We start from the raw sequence: 17,440 nt of genomic DNA, 5'->3' as shown, positions 1-17,440 counted from the left end.
TACAAGCAAATTTCTCGCCTGTTTATCTTACTATAAAAAAGCAAATGCCAATAAAGGCAATAAATCCCCAAAACGGCGATAACTGCAAATAAACCAGAGCAATAAAAAATAACACCGTCGCAATACTGATGGAAAGAGAATAATACATACTGACTACACCCTGAGCCACCGAAAACGACGCAGCGGCCAGCAGGGCCAGGGCTCCATACTGAACTGAAACCATGATTTTATGAGCCATGATACTGGTGCTGTTGCTTAAAAAACGGTAACCCAGTACGGCTAAAATCAAACCCGGTAAATTAATGCTGGCAACGGCGAGGATAAGTCCCCAGAAGCCGGCCGCTTTGTAACCGATGACCGCTGACAATTTCACCGCCGTTAAGCCGGGAAATAGAAAAGTGGTACCCACCATGTTGACAAATTCTTCAGGACTAATCCAATGCCGGTAGACCACGGCTTCGTATTCAATCAATTTCAGCATGGAATTACCGCCACCCAGCGAGATAAAGCCAATTTTGCCGAAACTTGCCATCAATGCGAGAAGGGTATTAATCATGATCAACCTGCTGTTTCAAAAAGCGCACATAATCGCAGGGCTTAAGATCAGGGAAAAGATGGCGAGCAAGGGCTTGAACGAGGGCCTGCGATCGCCCTTCCAGGCAGGCGCTGAAAAAAATGCGCGAACCGAGTTTAAGCCGCGACAATTCCAGTTTAATGGTTGGCTCATGGGTCAACTGATGAATCAACGCATCTTTCTCCACGGTAATGAGGAGGGACTCTTTTTCAATTAATTCCAGCAGTTGCCGTGCTGAAAGCCCATCGGTGCCGGGTAAAACGGCTTCAGAAGGTTGTTCATGGAGGGGTATTTTTTTACCAAACCCCAGTAACAGCGGGGTTTGATCGAGTAACGGCTTGTACAGGAGTTCCCCCCGCCTGACTTTAATATTGAAATCAAAGGGAAGAAGCAGGTGATAGGTGTCTTCCCTGTGTTTGCTCTCATAGCGGGTTAAATCAAGATAGTAATCGCTTAAGCCGTTAAGGACGGCAATGTCATTTTCCATCCAGAAATAACGTGCCTCCCAACGCAGGGATTCTTTGGCGGCAGGCACGAGGGTTGGGAATTGCTCGGCATGCGTAGGGTCAATTTCAAAATTCCAAACCAGGCGTTTTTTCATAGGCGGATTGACTGGGTGATTCTTAAGCTAGTCTATTTCATCGGAGCTGACGATTAAAAGCCTTTTTTTCTTCGTATGCAAAAAAGGGTTTGACGCTGGCGCCATTTTTCAAACGCATAAACCCTTCTTCATCGCATATCATATTTCCTTAATAAATACGTTTTATACTCAGTGAATAATAGTTGGGCATTTTGAGCCGTTATGCAGACCAAAACAGAGAGCAATCTGATTGCTGACGATAAAAAAAGACTAAGTCAGTTCATTCTGGATTTATGTGGTTTTACTTTAGACAAAGCTGGTTGCAATCCCACCGCTTATGCGTTTCACCTGCACATCGCACTGCGGCGGCAAATGGTGCTTAAAGCGGACAAATGGAACAAATTATGCCAGGCAATGCCTTTGGCATGGCATGATGAAGCCAGTGCCGGCACGATGGTTCTGCTTAAAGAATTTGCCCAAGGCATTGTCGATGAGGTCCAGCAGGCCAATCGTGACCCCTGGGGCGTGAAATTACTGAAAACCGGCTATTTAAGCGAACTTGATAAAGCCCGTAAAAACACCGAGACGGCGATCCGGACTCTGGCTAATGCCCCGGAGGACATGTCGGTTAGTATTATCCACGGAGAACTCGGCGAAACCTTAAGCAGGGAGTATCTTGATGCCTTGCATGCACACCGTAATTATTTGGATACCCTGCTGACTCTGCCTTTTGTTCTGGAAAAATTCTGTGTTGGTGTAGCCAATAACAAGGGCATTAATTACGTTCCCCGTAAAAGCGCGGAAATGCTGACCCGGGTACTTGACGTGGTTAGTTTGTCACTGGATGAGCATCAGCTGACGCAAGCATTGAAACTGGCTGTGCAGATTACCCTGCCTGAATTACCCATCGATGAACAATTAATTGATCAGATCAAAGATGAGCTTTTACCCTTCATCGTGCAGGTCATGCAGAATAACGAACGCCTTTCAAAGGCCAAGGGTAAAATTTTCCCTGTCGATGATCCGAAAAAAACCGCTGCCCGTCAAAAATTATTGTCCCATCTTGGCATCCATTTTGATTCCCTGCAGGATGTTATCCAAAATACCCTGCTCAATCCCGTTCACCAGTGCCAGCAATTGGCGAGCGGTCTTTTGGGCGCCGCGGAGGCCACCGGAAAAGCCATTGCCAATGACAATGTCATCGACCGAGCCGCCCAGATTGGCAGAATCTTCGCTAACCTTGATCAGATGGCCGATGTCACCGCCCAGGTGGATGAAAGCCTGCTGCCGCCCTGGTTGCGGGAAACCAGCCGCTATTATCAGGAATTGCACCAGAAGGCGGATGGTATTCAGAATTTAATGCAGGCGGCTTATGAGGGATTCGGGGTATTTTACAACCGTTTAACCTACTTTATCCCGGAGTCCGTAAGACAGTATTTAACCAACCGGCAGGATGATTTTGCCGAAATTTTCCATACCTTTGGCGCTAAGGCTTCCGGGGCAGAAGCTGCACTGGTGTATCTTGCCTTTTATGAACTGGCTGCCCGTAGCGATATTCAGGAACCCTTGATTGAGCGATTTTTTAACGCCTACATCCGTGATTTATATAAAGACAAGCAAACCAGATACTCTTATTCCGAGTTTAAAGCGTTCAGAAAAAGCCTTCATGAAAGCGAGTTGGCTATTCCCTTACACCAACGTCTGAACGAATTTGCCGGCCAAAAAAGCGACAAACCGACGCCTGCCATATTGGGAAGTGAGGATTTCCGGGCTTTTGACGTGGTGTTAATGGTGCATCAGCTCAAGGAATTGCAGATGCAATTTAATGCGGCATTGCAGGCTAAAGACCTTAAAGGCTTATCGGAAACCCTGGCGGCCTTGAAACTGGCGATGGATGCGATAAACAGCAGGAAAGACAATCCCACCCTGAAAGCATACAGCCAGCGCTTTCTGGAACCTGCCATTGAGGCCATGCTGCTTGATGCCATGGACAATGAGTTTGTCCCTCTGCTGGAGCGTGTCATTGGTTATGATGAGCCGAGGGTGGCGCATATCAATAAAGCGGACACGAATCATTTGCCTGTGATTTACGCCAAACTTAAATCCAGACAGAGATTATCGACAAAGGATTATGAGTCCCTTAAATCAGTCTTTGCTGATACGGCTGAATTCACTGCCTGTCATGACTTGTTTATTGCGGCCTCTTCGTTGGAAAAATCATTTTGCAAAGTATTCCCGGCCAGCATGGCCAACCCTGAGCCTTGCCCGACACCGCATCAATCACGTGTTCAATTTATTAAGGACCAGGCGTTTCCAAACATTAAAATAACCCTGCAATACCTGCTCAACGGACTCGATGCGCAAAAACAGGAATGCAACAGATTATTGAATTTATGTGATGCAGGAAGCGACTTGCATGCACTCTGTCTAAAAAAGATTGCGTACATCGACAGCGTAAAAGCAAGCATTAATCAACTCAACAATGCGATTACCATCCACCCCGATACGATGGCTCAGGCGCTTGATGGTTGGCTTAGCGGCCAAAAAGTGGAGGAAGGGATTAAACAGTTGTCCTTTACGTCCCTCAGTGGAAAACTGGTTCGCTTTGCCTGGACGGTCTGGCCGGCGAATGAACCCAAACCGGATGATAATTTTCTCCATAATCTCCTGACTTACTATTTTAAGGATTCGGATGCCAGTGAGATTTACCGGGCGCAAAAAACATTTTCGGATGAATTAAACGCCAAACCTATTCCTGAATTAATGCCCCTGCTGACGGATCCTTTAAGTGTCGACCATCTTATTCCAGCTGAAGAAGCGCAGATGGATCAGCTGTTAAATACCCTGCTTGGCATCAATGAGCAATCATTCCTGGCCTGGGGCAGCCAATTCCTTAAAACATCGGTACAAAAAATAATAAGCAGCATTAACAGGGACACGTTAATGAATTTGTTCCCGTATCCTTTCATGGGCATTATTGCCTATCAGATGATGCAGAGTGAGGAAATGCGAGAACTGCTGGGACAATTTCTTGCTATAATGGCCACGGAATACGGGGATGTGATTGCTGACAAAACCCTGCAAGTGGCTAATATTGCCAAAGAAAGACTCTACATGCTGTTAGGCGTGCAGTTGAAGAAGACCATGGAGAGTCGCGCCTACGCTTACGCCATCAGCGCGGATAAGAAAGCCGCTTCATCGGCTGACAGGGATGCTTTTGCTTATTATTACCTCCAGTACCAGGCCCTGAAACGGCAAAACCCCAAGGCGGGTCCGGAGTTGACCTCCACCTGCGTCGACTACCTGTTTAATGCTTTTCTTACAGAAGAAGAGGACGCTGACGAAAGAGAAAATAAAAAAGACCTGCTCATGGGGGCCTTCACTGCCCTGGATCAGCGGTTGCAGGATAATACCCAACCGGTTCGTGAGCGTTCAGCTGTAGAAGAAACACAGGATCAACTTTTATTTTTAATTCAAAACCTGGATTTAAGCGATCCGGACAATGACAACGTTATCCGCATCGCTTTAGTCAACCGCTACCTGCTGATGGCACTGGAGGCCTCTGAAAACCTCGATGCCGATCAGAAATACAAATTACAGCAACAAGCGATAGAAACCTTAGCCAACGTCCTTAAAAAAATGGAAATGGATGAAGCTTCTCTTAAAAAAGAGGAAGAAAAAGCAGTGACTCAATCAGCCGCCAGACTGATGCAATTGTTAAAACCCGCGAAAGAAAAAGCAGCCGCCGCACTACAGCAGCGAGCTATTGAGCGGCTTCGGGCCGCAAAAGCTAAAATTCAGAATGAAATCAATGCCCGAGAGGAATTGAAAACGGCGAAACCGCCGCGTCTTGGACGAAGCGTCGTGGCAGTGGAATACGACCTTGATAAAGGCAATAACCCCCGTCTGGCGGTAACTGTCCTGCGATGGCTTTACGAAGCAGTGAGTTTTACGTCTCTTTGGGTATCCATCATTGCGCCGCTGACGGCCATCGGGGGCGCATCTGGCGCGTTACAATCCTTATTGGTTCTGCTTGGTATCGGGGGCGCGGTGGGCGGAACGGCTACAATCGCAGGCGCGGTGGTTCTTGGCGTCATGGCCCTGGTGCGTTTCACCATCAAATTGGGTAAAGAGCTTTTCGCACACCGCAAGGAATTCAATGACATCAGCAATCACCCTGATTATTCCAATGCCAAAAAAGCGGGATTAATCACGGTGGTTGTCTTGAAATGTTTAGGGTTGGCGTTGCTTAAAACCCTGTTGACCGATTTTCTGGTGGCCAAAATTGCCAACGCCTTTGCCTTTGGACCCATCGCGCGGTTGCGCAATGCCTTTCGGGTATATCCTGCTCAAGACCAAGTCGAGGTGGAGTTGGCCGCACTGAATGACGTTAACCGGGCGATGAGTCGGGTTGAGGCCCTGATTGCCCAAACCGAAGAGGGTGACCTGCAAAAGGCCCTGGAGGAACTGGATAAGGCAATCACCGAGGCGGAGAAAGTCCTCGAATTGTCCAGCAACGATGTGCGAAACACAGATGACTATGAGCAGAAACTGGCCGAATACAAGGCCATGTTTAACGAGATTAAACAATTACACCCGTCTTTTAATGTGGTGCAAAAGATGACTGATGCCATGCAAAACCCGGACGAGCCTGTCCCTCTTGCTCCTGCCGAACCTGTAAAAAAACAGGAAGTAAATCCTCTACCTGCCGAGCAAAGCGCATCGATTGATCTCGAGGCTTATTATGAAAAAACCCATCCCAAGACGCTGGAAACCGTGCAGGGTGTTGATGCTTCGGGTTATACGGCGACCTTAGTCAGCGGTTTCTTCCGTGTAATGGACTATGTCGGGCGGCTATTTAGCTGGCAAAAGCCGGAGCAAAAACAGGATGAGCAGAACGTTTTAAGCAAGGAGGGTAAAAAATCCCTGGATGAGAGCAGCCATCTTGGTGAGTCCAGTTTTATCCTGCTTGACATCAAAACCGAAAAACCCAAGGTTGTCGTAAGCGAGGAAGTGGATGCATTATTAACCAGTATTTCCGTGATCCCGGATGTGGTCAAAGCCGAACCTTTAGAGCCACCAAAATCGCCAACCACCGGCTGGTTTAATTTCTGGCGCAAACCCAAACCGGTCGCTCCTGAGGTTGTTCCTGAGGTGACGCTGAACAAAGTTCTCGACAGTTAATCAGGATTTAAATCGTACATCTCGCCAATTTTGCTATTAACAGTATATACTTAGGTTTCATTTCGACTCTGTTTGGCTGTTAAAAGGAAGACCATTATGGCCGCTACGTTCTTGTTGATTGCCTACCTGGCATTTACCCTGATTGTCCTTTATCGGGCGATGAGTCCCATCCTCTGGGAAGCCGGCAGTATTGTGTACCTGCTTATCGCGACTGTGTATCTGGATATGCATTGGTTGCCCACGATTATTATCGCCTTGGGCATTCTTGCGGCTGTGGCGGTTATTCGGGCGGAACCCTTGCGCCAGGCTCTCACTGATTTTTTTTATGCCCGATCAGGGAAAGCCATTCCTAAACTGTCCAAAACCGAAGAAGAAGCCTTAAATGCCGGTGAAACCTGGCTGGAAAAAGACATTTTTACCGGCACGCCAGATTGGCAGAAACTCAGTGCGGTATCCACCTCCTTAACCGACGAAGAGCAGCATTTTCTTGATAACGAAACCAAAACGCTGTGCGACATGCTGGATGAGTGGGAAATTATTCAACACGGTGATTTACCGGAGAAAGTCTGGTCTTACTTAAAAAAGAATGGCTTTTTCGGCTTAGTCATCAGCAAGGAATTTGGCGGCAAGGGCTTTTCAGCGCGCGCCCATTCTGACATCGTCATGAAAATTGCCAGTCGATCCGGTGTTGCCGCAGTGACCGTGATGGTCCCCAACTCGCTTGGCCCGGGCGAGTTGTTGCATTACTACGGTACGGATGAACAGAAGCAACAGTACCTGCCTAATCTTGCCAAAGGCGTTGACATTCCCTGCTTTGCCCTAACCGAACCGGGCGCCGGCAGCGATGCGACCTCCATCCAGTCTGAGGCGGTGGTGATGAAGAAAAAGGTGGGCAACAACACGGAATTGTATTTAAAAATTGATTTAAACAAACGCTGGATTACGCTCGCACCCGTTGCCACCCTCATCGGCCTTGCGGTTAACCTCAAAGACCCGGATGGTTTGTTAAAGGGTGAGGGCGAAGAAGGCATCACCTGCCTGTTGATTCCGCGCGATACCGAAAATCTCGAAATCGGCAATCGTCATCTGCCTGCCGATCAACCCTTTATGAACGGCACCATCCGTGGCAAAAACATTGTTGTCCCCATCACCACCATTATCGGTGGTCAAAAGAATGCCGGCCGCGGCTGGCAAATGCTGGTGGAGTGCCTGTCCATTGGCCGCTCGATTTCACTGCCCGCACTGGGCGCTGCGTCGTCCACCATCGCCTATCTGGCTACCGGGGCCTTTGCTCACATTCGCCGTCAATTCAATGTCGACATCGGCCAGTTTGAAGGGATTCAGGAAAAGCTGGCGGAAGTGGCTGGTTTGAATTACCTCATCAATGCCACACGCCTGCTGACGGTGGCCGCGGTCAACCAACATAAAAAGCCTTCCGTGGCTTCAGCGATCACCAAATACTTCAATACCGAACTTGCCCGCATTGTCATTAATGATGCCATGGACATCCATGCCGGCCGTGCGGTGGTCGTCGGGCCGCGTAATTACATGACCAGCTTTTACCTGGGCATTCCTGTGTCGGTGACGGTGGAAGGGGCCAATATCATGTCCCGCAACCTGCTGATCTTTGGTCAGGGTTCAATGGCTTGTCACCCCTATGTTCGCGATGAATTTTATGCCATTTCACGTGAAGACAAACCGGCCTTTCATACCCTGCTGTGGAAACACATCCATTATTTCATGCAAAATTTTGCCAAAACCATTTGTTCTGGCTGGACTGGTGGGCTGTTTATCAGTGCCCCCAATAACGGCATGAAAAGAGCCTATCAACGTCTGGCGCGTTTAAGCCATGCTTACGCCTGGTTGGCCGATTTATCCCTGATTTATCTTGGTGGGGATTTAAAACGCCGCGAGCGCCTGTCAGCTCGTCTGGCTGACGGCCTTTCTTATCTCTACATGGCCATGGGTGTTCTTCTTACTTACCAGCAGAACGAAGAACATGTGGATGAGAAACTGCACGCGCAATGGGCGGTGGATTACTGCTTTTATCATGCCCAACGGGCAATGATTGCTTTTTGTGCCAATTTCCCTTCCCGTACGCTGGGTGTGATCATGCGGCTGCTGGCTTTCCCCTTGGGACAGACCATGCGCTACCCCAGCGACAAGGCCGATCATCAATTGGCCAAACGGATGATGACCAATAACCATTACCGTGATCGCATTAAAAAACGCATCTACCTTTCAGGCGATCGGCGACAACCTGTGGATAAAATGGAAGAGACGCTGCAGATGGTATTGAAAAGCGCTGACCTGTATAAAAAAGTCAGTGATCTGCGCCGCTTCAAATTCGATGACATGAAAGTAAAGCTGGCGGAAAAAGTCAGCCAGGGGCAATTGACACAGCAGGAAATGGATGACTTGGTCGCGGTTGAAAAAGCGCGATGGGATGCCATGCAGGTGGATGAGTTCACGTTCGAATCGATGAAAAACAAAACATTCACCTCTGTGGCGGATAATTTACCCAACCCCGTCGATTAAACTTTACGTTCTTTTAACCATTTCTTTGAACTAATCGGTACTGCTTTGCCAGTACCGATTGCTATAATTGATTAATAATTAACAAAAATGCGGGACGTCCTTTCCAGCATTTTGCATTGGTAAAGATAGCGAGAGGTAAGAATGCCTAAAGTAACACCATTACCTGACAAGGATGCCCTCTTAGCCTGCTTTAAATTCCCTGAGGCAGCCGATTATTTTCTGGAGCAATTTGAAAATATCCTGAAAGAAGCGGGTGGCGACGTTTACAAAAAGTCAGAGCCCATTCTCAATAAAATCAGGGATTTTGTTAAAAATACCCATTACCAGCGTGATGCCCGCGGCTTTCCCTGGGATGGCGACACGCAGATGCGCACCGATTTTCAAAACCTGCAGCATCATCTGGCCGAGGCCGCTGTCCGAACGATTACGGCCATCATCAAAGGCATGGTCAAAATGGATGTGGCGGTCGGCAGGGCGGCGCAGTTGCTTCGCGGGTACAGTGAAGAAGGCGTGGCTTTGAAAGGCGTGCCGGTAGAGTCTCTCGATAAATTGTTTAATGCCTGGCTGGCTGAAAATAATTATTTAAGCAAGGGCAGCGTTATCTATCAAGCCAATGAACACGGTGATATTGTCAAAGACAAGGAGGGTAACCCCTTAAGGGCCGATGCTGAAAAAATCATGCAATTGATGGGGGATGAGAAAAAAGGATTTGGCAGGTTTCTTCAAGACCGGGGCCTTGAAGTCGTGGTGCAGCAGCATCAGTATCCTGAGCAAGCTCCGGCGTCCGATAAGCAGCGCGTAGCCCAGGATAAAGCCAAAAAAGGACAAGCGGTTCCTGCTCCGCAGGAAACCCGTCCGGAAGTGCCTTCCACGGCTGAATCCCCGACAAGTGGCGGGCGCATGGGCGGTTAATCATCTGTCCATGGGCCCCCCTTAATCGGGGCAAGTCAGCTTAATCACAGGCCAGGGTATTGGCCTGGTTGAGTCTGTCGATCGAGCCAATGTCCACCCACGCACCCTGGAACAATTCACCCGTAGCCTGCTGGTTTCTTACCAGAGCACGCATCAGCGGCACTATCGAATAGCGTCCTGGCAGGCAAGACGTAAGCGCTTGAGGATGATAGCAGGCAATCCCCGGGTAAGTGTAAACCCGATCATTGGTTACTCGGCCTTCTGCGGTCAAACCAAAATCCCCCACCTGGTTATGGGCGGGGTTGGGGACCAGCACGAGGTGCAGGAGAGAATCCTGAGGGAGAGCAAGGCGGGTGAAATCGTAATGGGTTACGATGTCGGCATTCACCGTGAGGAAGGGTTCATCGCCCAACAGATGACGCGCATTCTGAAGGCCGCCTCCGGTTTCCAGCCCCCCTGGAGGCTCCGGGGAATAATGGATAGTGACTCCAAAGCGCCGGCCATCGCCGAGATGATGGCGAATTTGTCCACCCAGGTAGGCATGGTTAATAATGATTTTTTCAAATCCCGCTCGCGCAAGATTCACTACGTGGCGTTCAATGAGCGGTATGCCCTGAACCCGGCACATGGCTTTGGGAGTATAAAGTGTCAGTGGCTTTAAACGTTCCCCGCGTCCAGCGGCTAAAATCATCGCTGTTTTCATGGTAACTGAATCCTGCGTTGCATGAATTGGTAAAGGGGCTGCAATTCCTGGCAGGATTCCAGGAAGGCCAGGGTATAATGCAAGGTCAGCGGCAGGTCGTTTAAGTAGCCTGGCTTGTGGTCGCGGATAAACAGGCGCGAAAAAACACCCAGGACTTTCAGGTGCCGCTGCAGACCACACAATTCGAAAGCGCGAAAAAAATCATGAAACGGCAATTGCTGGGCAATGGTGGATTGGGCGTAAAAACAGTGGACCCAGTCACGGACCTGCTCGCAGGACCACTGGATGTAGCAATCCTTAAGCAGTGATACCAAATCATAGGTTAACGGACCCTTCATGGCATCCTGAAAATCAATAATGCCCAATTCCCCCGATTCAAGGATCATGATATTACGGGAGTGGTAATCGCGGTGGATAAAGACCTGGGGCAAACGGCTGATTTCAGTCATTAACCAGTCGAAGGATTGTTCAAGCATGGTCTGTTCAGCCAAAGTCAATTCAAGTTTCAAATAGCTGCCGAGAAACCAGGTGGAGAATAACCCTAACTCCTGCCGCATGAAGGATGGGTCAAAAGGCGGGAGCGAGCAGTCCTGTGTTGCTGTTTGGCATTGTTGCATGACGACTAAACTGGCAAGCGCCTGACGGTAAAGGGCGTCCGCACGATCGGGCGTCAACTGAGACAGCAGCAGGGTGTCGCCAAAATCGTCGAGCAGGGCAAATCCCTGGGCTTCATCGCAAGCATACACCGTGGGTGTCTTGACCCCGGCCTGTCGTAATAACTCGCCAACCAGCAAAAACGGCCGTATGGTTTCCTTATCCGGGGGCGCATCCATGACGATGCGGCTGATTCCGTTGTAACGGAGACGATAGTAGCGTCTGAAGCTTGCATCCCCGGTTAAAGGCATTAATTCATGGTCTTGCCGGGGAAGCACGCTCTGCAGCCATTTGCTCAGTGCGCTTTGACGATGTTGCATGTTATACTCCAAACCCATTGCCTGCCTGAAATATCAGGGGCGTTAAATGACTGTGCACAATGTGCACCAGGATCATAAGGTATTTTGGTGACGGTGAACATTAGATATTATCGATTAATGCGGCGCGGTTTAAAACCGGTTGCAGCGACGGGTTTCGCCCTGATAACGCTTGGGATCCTGCTTTATCAGGATGTTTCCAGTGCAGCCGAAACCTGGCTTGAACCGGTTCAGGCCTGCATCATTCCACGCGAGGCGGTGCTTAACCCCCTGCTTCGGGCCAGGATTGCCCACTGTTTGGGTTGGGAGGACAGTTCGGCGTCGCCGATGTGCCGGGGTACTTACCGGCCGGTGGATGTTGAACCCTTGGCTGAAGACGATGAAATCCGCATACAGGCGGATGAAGTGTCCTTTTACAATCAGGGTCGCTCAACACTGACAGGCAAGGTTGAAGTCCATCAAACCGGACGTATCGTCAATGCCGAGACCGCTCACGTGTACCGTGATGCCAAAACCAATCAGGTTAATCGCATTGAATTATTGGGTCAGGTCAATTACCTTGAGCCCGGACGTCTGATGATTGCCAGAAAAGTGAACATCAATCCATTGGATCGCTCCGGACAGGCAGAGGACGTGGTATACCGCTTTAATTCGCCGCGCCCAAGCGCGTCCTTACCGGCCTGGGGACGTGCCAGCTTTATTGAGCGCTTTGCCAATAAGGATTATTTTTTAAAAAAGGCGACGTATACCACCTGCGCTCCGCAGGACAAAGCCTGGCAGATTGAAGCCGATTCCATTGCCCTGGATGATGCCACAGCCACCGGTGTTGCCCGCCATGCCCGTTTGCGCGTCAGGGATGTCCCTGTTTTTTACACGCCTTATTTAAGCTTTCCAACCTCCAAAGACAGAAAGTCAGGGTTTTTGCTGCCTACGCTCGGTTCATCCAACATTGGCGGCTTTAATTTTGCCCTGCCGTATTACTGGAATATGGCGCCTAATTATGACGCCACGATAACCCCCGAGATTTACACGCGCCGCGGTGTGATGCTGGGGGGCCAATTCCGTTACCTGACCGAAAATTCAACGGGTATTTTTAATGGGCGCTTTTTACCCCAGGATCGGGCGTTTAAACAGTTTCTGCGCGATAACGAACTGGAGTTTCCGTCATTGCGCAACGAATCCAGTAATCGCTGGTCTGTCCAATACAATGACATTACCCGGCTGGCTCCAAACCTGCGCCTGCGGATTAATTACCAGCAGGTGTCGGACGATTATTTTCTGCAGGATTTCAGCAGCAATCTGTCGGTGCTGACTGAAAGGCAGTTGTTACGTCAGGGGGATTTAATCTATACCACGGATCACTGGCTGTTCCGTTCCACCCTGCAAAGCTACCAGACCCTGCAGCCTGTGAACCAAACGCCGGTCAGCGACATTTATGAGCGCCTGCCGCAATTAGTGGCTTTGGGCAACTACAACGACCTGCCTTTTAATGGCAATTTGATTTTGCATAATCAGTTTGATCAATTCCACTGGCCGGATAACAGTTTTACTGAGCAACCGGAAGGGCCGCGTTATCACTTCAATCCGGTGCTTTCCTTGCCGCAAATGAAACCTTGGGGGTATTTCACGCCAACGGTTGAGCTGGTTCAGAACTATTACAATATTCAGGGAAACGGGGTTATGCCTGATTCTGAATTCAGCCCCACCATTCCCCGGTTAAGCGCCGACGGGGGCCTTTATTTTGACCGACCTCTGAGCATAATGAATCGCTCATTTACTCAAACACTGGAGCCCAGGCTTTATTATCTGTATACCCCTTTTGTGGATCAGTCCGAGATACCGGTCTTTGATTCAGCCTACATGATTTTTAATACGGATCAGGTCTTTCGTGCGAATCGTTTTTCCGGCTATGATCGCATCAGCGATGCCAATCAATTGGCCTATGGTGTTACCTCACGATGGATTGCGGATGAATCCGGGATTGAAAAAGCTCAGGTGACTGTGGGGCAAATCCGTTATTTTGAAGACAGGCGGGTTCAGCTTTGCCGCAATCGTCCTGGCAAGCCGGATTGCATTGATCCTGCGACCTTGTTGGGCTATTTATCACCACTGGCTGATTTTTCCCCTGTCGCCACGAGAGCCATGTACCGTTTTAATCCGGTGTGGACCGTGACCGGCGACTACGTGTGGGATCCTTATACCCGCAGTACTGATAACAGCAATGTCTATTTCCACTATCAGCCTGAGGCTAACCGCATTATTAATCTCGGCTATACCTACCTGGTTAATGGCGATATTACTCAGGTGGCGCGCAGCTCGGTTAAGCCACAAAAAAATCCATTGCATCAGGCCACAATATCCTACGCCTGGCCATTCAATGATCGATGGAGCACCCTGGGCGCATTCAGTTACAACATCAGCAAACGGTATGAAATGTTGTCCTTTCTGGGCGTGCAGTACGATAATTGTTGTTGGGCCGTGCGGCTGGTCGGAGGACGTTCTTTCCAAAGCCTGAGTAATACCCTCGAGCCTCAATACAACAACCATGTTTATCTACAGTTTCTGTTAAAGGGCCTGGGCTCATTGGGGTACAGCGATCCCATCGGCATGATTCGCACATATTTGCCGAGCTATGTGGATACTTTTCATCAATGAAGGCATAATGGCGGTTAATTAATCAAAGCTTGTTTTTTGGTTATAAATAAACCAAAATGGCGGCAAAAAAACAATTTAGAGGAAAATTGGATGTTAAAGCGGATTGTCTCTTTGGCCCTGTTACTGCCAACCCTTGCCTTAGCTCAGCCTTTAGATAGCGTGGTGGCTATTGTCAACGATGGTGTCATTACCTCAAGTGAACTCAATACTCAGGTGGACGCGCTGCGGCAGCAAATGCAAGCCAGAAAAATGCAGATGCCTCCTGAAAAAACCTTACGCAAACAGGTATTACAGCACTTGATTGATGTGGATTTGCAATTGCAGCTGGCCAAACAGAACGACATGACAGTTGACAGCACGGAGCTGAATGAGGCCATCAACAAGATTGCGGCCAATAACCACCTGACGCTCACCCAGTTGCGTGAAGAATTAACCCGTCAGGGGATTAGCTGGCAGAGTTATCGTGAAAACATTCGCAAGGAGATTTTAATCAGCCGTGTGCAACAGAAAGCGGTGGGCAAGGACGTCTCGGCTATCAGCAATGAGCAGGTTGAAGATTATCTTAAAACGGCGCAATTTCAGGATAAAACCCAATTTACCTATCACTTGCAGAATATTGTCATCCCGTTGCCGGAAGAGCCTACGACCGAACAATTAAACAAAGCCCGCCAAAAGGCGCAGGAATTGTTGGTCAAAATCAAAAAAGGGGAGGACTTCAACCGGTTGGCGATTGCCGAATCAAGTGGTGAGTTTGCCTTGGAAGGTGGCGATTTGGGCATGCGTCATTTGGCGGAATTACCCGAAGTGTTTGCCAAACAGGTGGTGAACATGAAAACCGGCCAGATTGCCGGCCCCATTCGTACGGGGAACGGTTTCCAGCTGATTCGGCTGATTGCCATTGGCGGGGCAGAGCAGAAGCATGAAGTCGTAAAGACCCATGTGCGCCATATCCTGCTGAAACAGGATGCCAGCATGACCGCGGCTGAAGCGGAAAAACAGGCTAACAATTTATACCAGCAATTGAAATCGGGTAAGGATTTTGCCCACATGGCCAAGCAATATTCGCTGGATGCCGCGAGTGCAGTAAAGGGCGGCGATTTGGGTTGGGTTAATTCCGGGGAACTGGTAATGGAGTTTGAAAAAGCCATGGATGCCCTGCCCATTAACACCATTAGCAAGCCGGTGAAATCGGTCTTTGGCTGGCACATCATTCAGGTTCTTGGGCGTAAAAAGGTCGATGACACCGAAACATTCAAACGACAACAGGTCCGTGCCTTTCTGCAGCAACGTAAATTTACCGAGGCGGTGCAAAATTGGCAGCAGCATTTAAGAGCAGATGCTTATGTTAAGATTCTGGATAAGGATTTAGCATGAAGCCGCTGCTAGTCAGCAGCGGTGAACCGGCTGGCATAGGACCTGATTTGTGCCTTTCGCTGGCCGGACTTGAGTTACCCCTTGTGGTAATCGGTGATAAACAGCTTTTAATGCAGCGCGCCAAGGCGCTTGGTTTCGAAGTTGAAATCCAGGATTATAACCCTCAAAGCCCTCTCTGTGCCCAACCCGGGCAACTCACGGTGTTCTCACTGCCCTGTCCTTCTCCCGTGGTAGCAGGGCAGCTTGATGTACGCAATGCGCCGTACGTGCTGGACCTTTTGACGAAGAGTGCCAACGCTTGCCTTACGGGTGAATTTTCGGCTCTGGTGACAGCCCCGGTTCACAAAGCCATCATAAATCAGGCCGGTATTCCCTTTACTGGCCACACTGAATTTTTTGCTGATTATTGCAGCGTCAACCAGGTTGTTATGATGCTGGCCTGTGACGCCATGAAGGTTGCTCTGGTGACGACCCATCTGCCGTTAAGTGAGGTGCCGCAGGCAATAACCCAGGATTTGATCATTGGCGTGGCGAGACAGGTTCATCAGTCCCTGCAAAGGGATTTTGGTATCCGGGAACCGCGGATTGCTGTTGCCGGACTAAATCCTCACGCTGGCGAGGGTGGGTATCTGGGGCGAGAGGAGATTGATGTTATCGAACCTGCGCTGACTTCATTACGCCAACAGGGGATTGACGTGAGCGGGCCTTACCCGGCGGATACCCTGTTTGCAACACAAAAGGCTACCCAATGCGATGTGTACCTGACCATGTACCATGATCAGGGTTTGCCCGTGCTTAAGTATGCTGGTTTTAATCATGCGGTGAATATTACCTTGGGTTTGCCCTTCATTCGTACGTCGGTGGATCACGGCACGGCGTTGGAATTGGCAGGAACAGGACACGCCGACACAGGAAGCCTGTTCGCTGCAGTGCGTAACGCGTTGACCATGGTTCAAGCGAGGGCTACTCATGACCTTAATTAGCCTCATTGCTGCGGTGGACGAAAATCGCGGCCTGGGTAAAAACAACCAGCTGCTCTGCCATCTTCCCGCTGATTTGGCCCATTTTAAAAAAATCACCATGGGCAAACCGATTATTATGGGCAGGAAAACGTTTGCCTCAATTGGCCGGCCATTGCCGGGCCGTTTGAATATCGTTCTCAGTCGGACTGAGTCCATGATTCCTGGCGTGGTTACGGTTTCATCCTTACCCAAGGCGCTTGAACAGGTTTCGGAGTTTCCTGAAGCCATGATTATTGGAGGGGCGGATCTCTTTGAACAGGCCTTGCCGTTGGCTTCCCGCCTTTATCTGACGGTCATCCATCACCTTTTTGATGCGGATGTCTTTTTTCCGTTATGGAATGCGAACGAGTGGTGCTGTCTGGAGACGCTGTCCAGACAGGCGGATGACAAGAATCCCTATGATGTTACATTCTATTCTTATGAACGCCGTTAATCGCACTGGATCCTGTTAAAATTATCCATTCTGCAATTTCTGCCGCAGCGAATCTCGTTAAAGGAATTGATGACGCAATTTTCAGAGCGCTTCCGGGCACAGGCAACTTTCAACGGTGACTGCACGCACCCATACCCACAGGCAATACGCCCGAAGTTATCACTGACACATTGTTGATCCATCGAGGTGGCGCAGGCGACATTATTCGTGGATTTAATGCAGTTAAAACCACAGGCTTTATTACCGAAAGGCCCGGTAATACACTGTTGTTGCTGTGCGTTTTGACTGGCGTGCTGGTGAAAATTGGCCTGTCCGCTATCCGAGCCCAGAATCCGGTAATTGTCAGTAATGATTTCGTGTCCCGCATAAGAAATATTGCAGTGGTTGTAACCAGGCCAGGTTTTGCCGGGTTGTTTACTGCCTTTAAAATAAGCCTGACATAAAAATAAAGGATTGCCGTTGGTGTCGCGGCCAATGGCAAGCGGCTGCCCCCC

The 17,440-nt window shown here is 49.4% G+C and carries 12 protein-coding genes (1 of these 12 only partly in view); 7 read left to right on the top strand and 5 right to left on the bottom strand.

Annotated elements, in window-relative coordinates; all coding sequences use genetic code 11:
* Positions 1–22 precede the first annotated feature (22 nt).
* Together GH742_RS13985 and GH742_RS13980 are read right to left on the bottom strand one after the other, a co-directional pair.
* On the bottom strand, positions 23–556 hold the full coding sequence (locus GH742_RS13985; protein WP_203455464.1) for a chromate transporter: 534 nt from the start codon (positions 554–556) through the stop codon (positions 23–25).
* Positions 549–1,175 (bottom strand): hypothetical protein, encoded by a 627-nt coding sequence (locus tag GH742_RS13980; RefSeq protein ID WP_203455463.1) that lies wholly within the window; start codon positions 1,173–1,175, stop codon positions 549–551. Before GH742_RS13980 ends, GH742_RS13985 begins: the two co-directional genes overlap by 8 nt.
* A 201-nt stretch (positions 1,176–1,376) precedes the next feature.
* On the opposite strand from GH742_RS13980, the gene GH742_RS13975 reads away from it, so the two are divergent.
* The 3 genes from GH742_RS13975 (at position 1,377) to GH742_RS13965 (ending at position 9,788) form a co-directional block, all read left to right on the top strand.
* Positions 1,377–6,338 (top strand): hypothetical protein, encoded by a 4,962-nt coding sequence (locus GH742_RS13975; protein WP_203455462.1) that lies wholly within the window; start codon positions 1,377–1,379, stop codon positions 6,336–6,338.
* Positions 6,339–6,434: 96 nt separating this feature from the next.
* Entirely contained in the window at positions 6,435–8,876 is a 2,442-nt protein-coding gene (locus GH742_RS13970; RefSeq protein WP_203455461.1) for an acyl-CoA dehydrogenase, read from the top strand.
* Between the two features lie 141 nt (positions 8,877–9,017).
* Positions 9,018–9,788, top strand: coding sequence for a hypothetical protein (locus tag GH742_RS13965; RefSeq protein WP_203455460.1), 771 nt, complete (start codon positions 9,018–9,020; stop codon positions 9,786–9,788).
* A 40-nt stretch (positions 9,789–9,828) separates the two neighbouring features.
* Here GH742_RS13965 and murU read toward each other — a convergent pair whose 3' ends face one another.
* Both murU and GH742_RS13955 read right to left on the bottom strand, forming a co-directional pair.
* Positions 9,829–10,491, bottom strand: a complete 663-nt coding sequence (gene murU, locus GH742_RS13960) for an N-acetylmuramate alpha-1-phosphate uridylyltransferase MurU (protein WP_203455459.1) — start codon at positions 10,489–10,491, stop codon at positions 9,829–9,831.
* Positions 10,488–11,465, bottom strand: coding sequence for an aminoglycoside phosphotransferase family protein (locus tag GH742_RS13955; protein ID WP_203455458.1), 978 nt, complete (start codon positions 11,463–11,465; stop codon positions 10,488–10,490). The genes murU and GH742_RS13955 overlap by 4 nt, the downstream gene beginning before the upstream one ends.
* A 117-nt stretch (positions 11,466–11,582) precedes the next feature.
* Between GH742_RS13955 and GH742_RS13950 the strand changes: the two genes are divergently transcribed.
* The 4 genes from GH742_RS13950 to GH742_RS13935 all read left to right on the top strand — a co-directional run bounded on the left by GH742_RS13950 (position 11,583) and on the right by GH742_RS13935 (position 16,946).
* A complete protein-coding gene (locus tag GH742_RS13950) occupies positions 11,583–14,117 on the top strand; it encodes an LPS-assembly protein LptD (protein WP_203456968.1) in 2,535 nt (844 codons plus the stop codon).
* 90 nt (positions 14,118–14,207) lie between these two features.
* A complete protein-coding gene (locus GH742_RS13945; protein ID WP_203455457.1) occupies positions 14,208–15,491 on the top strand; it encodes a peptidylprolyl isomerase in 1,284 nt (427 codons plus the stop codon).
* On the top strand, positions 15,488–16,474 hold the full coding sequence (gene pdxA / locus GH742_RS13940) for a 4-hydroxythreonine-4-phosphate dehydrogenase PdxA (RefSeq protein WP_203455456.1): 987 nt from the start codon (positions 15,488–15,490) through the stop codon (positions 16,472–16,474). Before GH742_RS13945 ends, pdxA begins: the two co-directional genes overlap by 4 nt.
* Positions 16,461–16,946 carry a dihydrofolate reductase gene (locus GH742_RS13935; RefSeq protein ID WP_203455455.1) on the top strand — a complete coding sequence of 162 codons (486 nt, stop codon included), beginning with the start codon at positions 16,461–16,463 and terminating at the stop codon, positions 16,944–16,946. Before pdxA ends, GH742_RS13935 begins: the two co-directional genes overlap by 14 nt.
* Here GH742_RS13935 and GH742_RS13930 read toward each other — a convergent pair.
* Positions 16,943–17,440 carry the 3' portion of a DUF3421 domain-containing protein gene (locus GH742_RS13930; protein ID WP_203455454.1) on the bottom strand. Its footprint extends 312 nt past the window's final position, so 498 of the gene's 810 nt are visible here — the last part of the coding sequence; its start codon lies beyond the right edge, outside the window; its stop codon occupies positions 16,943–16,945. The genes GH742_RS13935 and GH742_RS13930 overlap by 4 nt on opposite strands.

This window comes from Legionella sp. MW5194 (genome assembly GCF_016864235.1).
Taxonomy (GTDB): Bacteria; Pseudomonadota; Gammaproteobacteria; order Legionellales; family Legionellaceae; genus Legionella_C.
The sequence above is the reverse complement of the archived record's forward strand: the minus strand, read 5'-3'. Positions and strand labels throughout refer to the sequence as shown.

Bases quoted from the DNA above. Each gene is read 5' to 3' on its own strand.
- GH742_RS13985 (WP_203455464.1), bottom strand. From the start codon at position 556: ATGATTAATACCCTTCTCGCATTGATGGCAAGTTTCGGCAAAATTGGC.
- GH742_RS13980 (WP_203455463.1), bottom strand. From the start codon at position 1,175: ATGAAAAAACGCCTGGTTTGGAATTTTGAAATTGACCCTACGCATGCC.
- GH742_RS13975 (WP_203455462.1), top strand. From the start codon at position 1,377: ATGCAGACCAAAACAGAGAGCAATCTGATTGCTGACGATAAAAAAAGA.
- GH742_RS13970 (WP_203455461.1), top strand. From the start codon at position 6,435: ATGGCCGCTACGTTCTTGTTGATTGCCTACCTGGCATTTACCCTGATT.
- GH742_RS13965 (WP_203455460.1), top strand. From the start codon at position 9,018: ATGCCTAAAGTAACACCATTACCTGACAAGGATGCCCTCTTAGCCTGC.
- murU (WP_203455459.1), bottom strand. From the start codon at position 10,491: ATGAAAACAGCGATGATTTTAGCCGCTGGACGCGGGGAACGTTTAAAG.
- GH742_RS13955 (WP_203455458.1), bottom strand. From the start codon at position 11,465: ATGCAACATCGTCAAAGCGCACTGAGCAAATGGCTGCAGAGCGTGCTT.
- GH742_RS13950 (WP_203456968.1), top strand. From the start codon at position 11,583: ATGCGGCGCGGTTTAAAACCGGTTGCAGCGACGGGTTTCGCCCTGATA.
- GH742_RS13945 (WP_203455457.1), top strand. From the start codon at position 14,208: ATGTTAAAGCGGATTGTCTCTTTGGCCCTGTTACTGCCAACCCTTGCC.
- pdxA (WP_203455456.1), top strand. From the start codon at position 15,488: ATGAAGCCGCTGCTAGTCAGCAGCGGTGAACCGGCTGGCATAGGACCT.
- GH742_RS13935 (WP_203455455.1), top strand. From the start codon at position 16,461: ATGACCTTAATTAGCCTCATTGCTGCGGTGGACGAAAATCGCGGCCTG.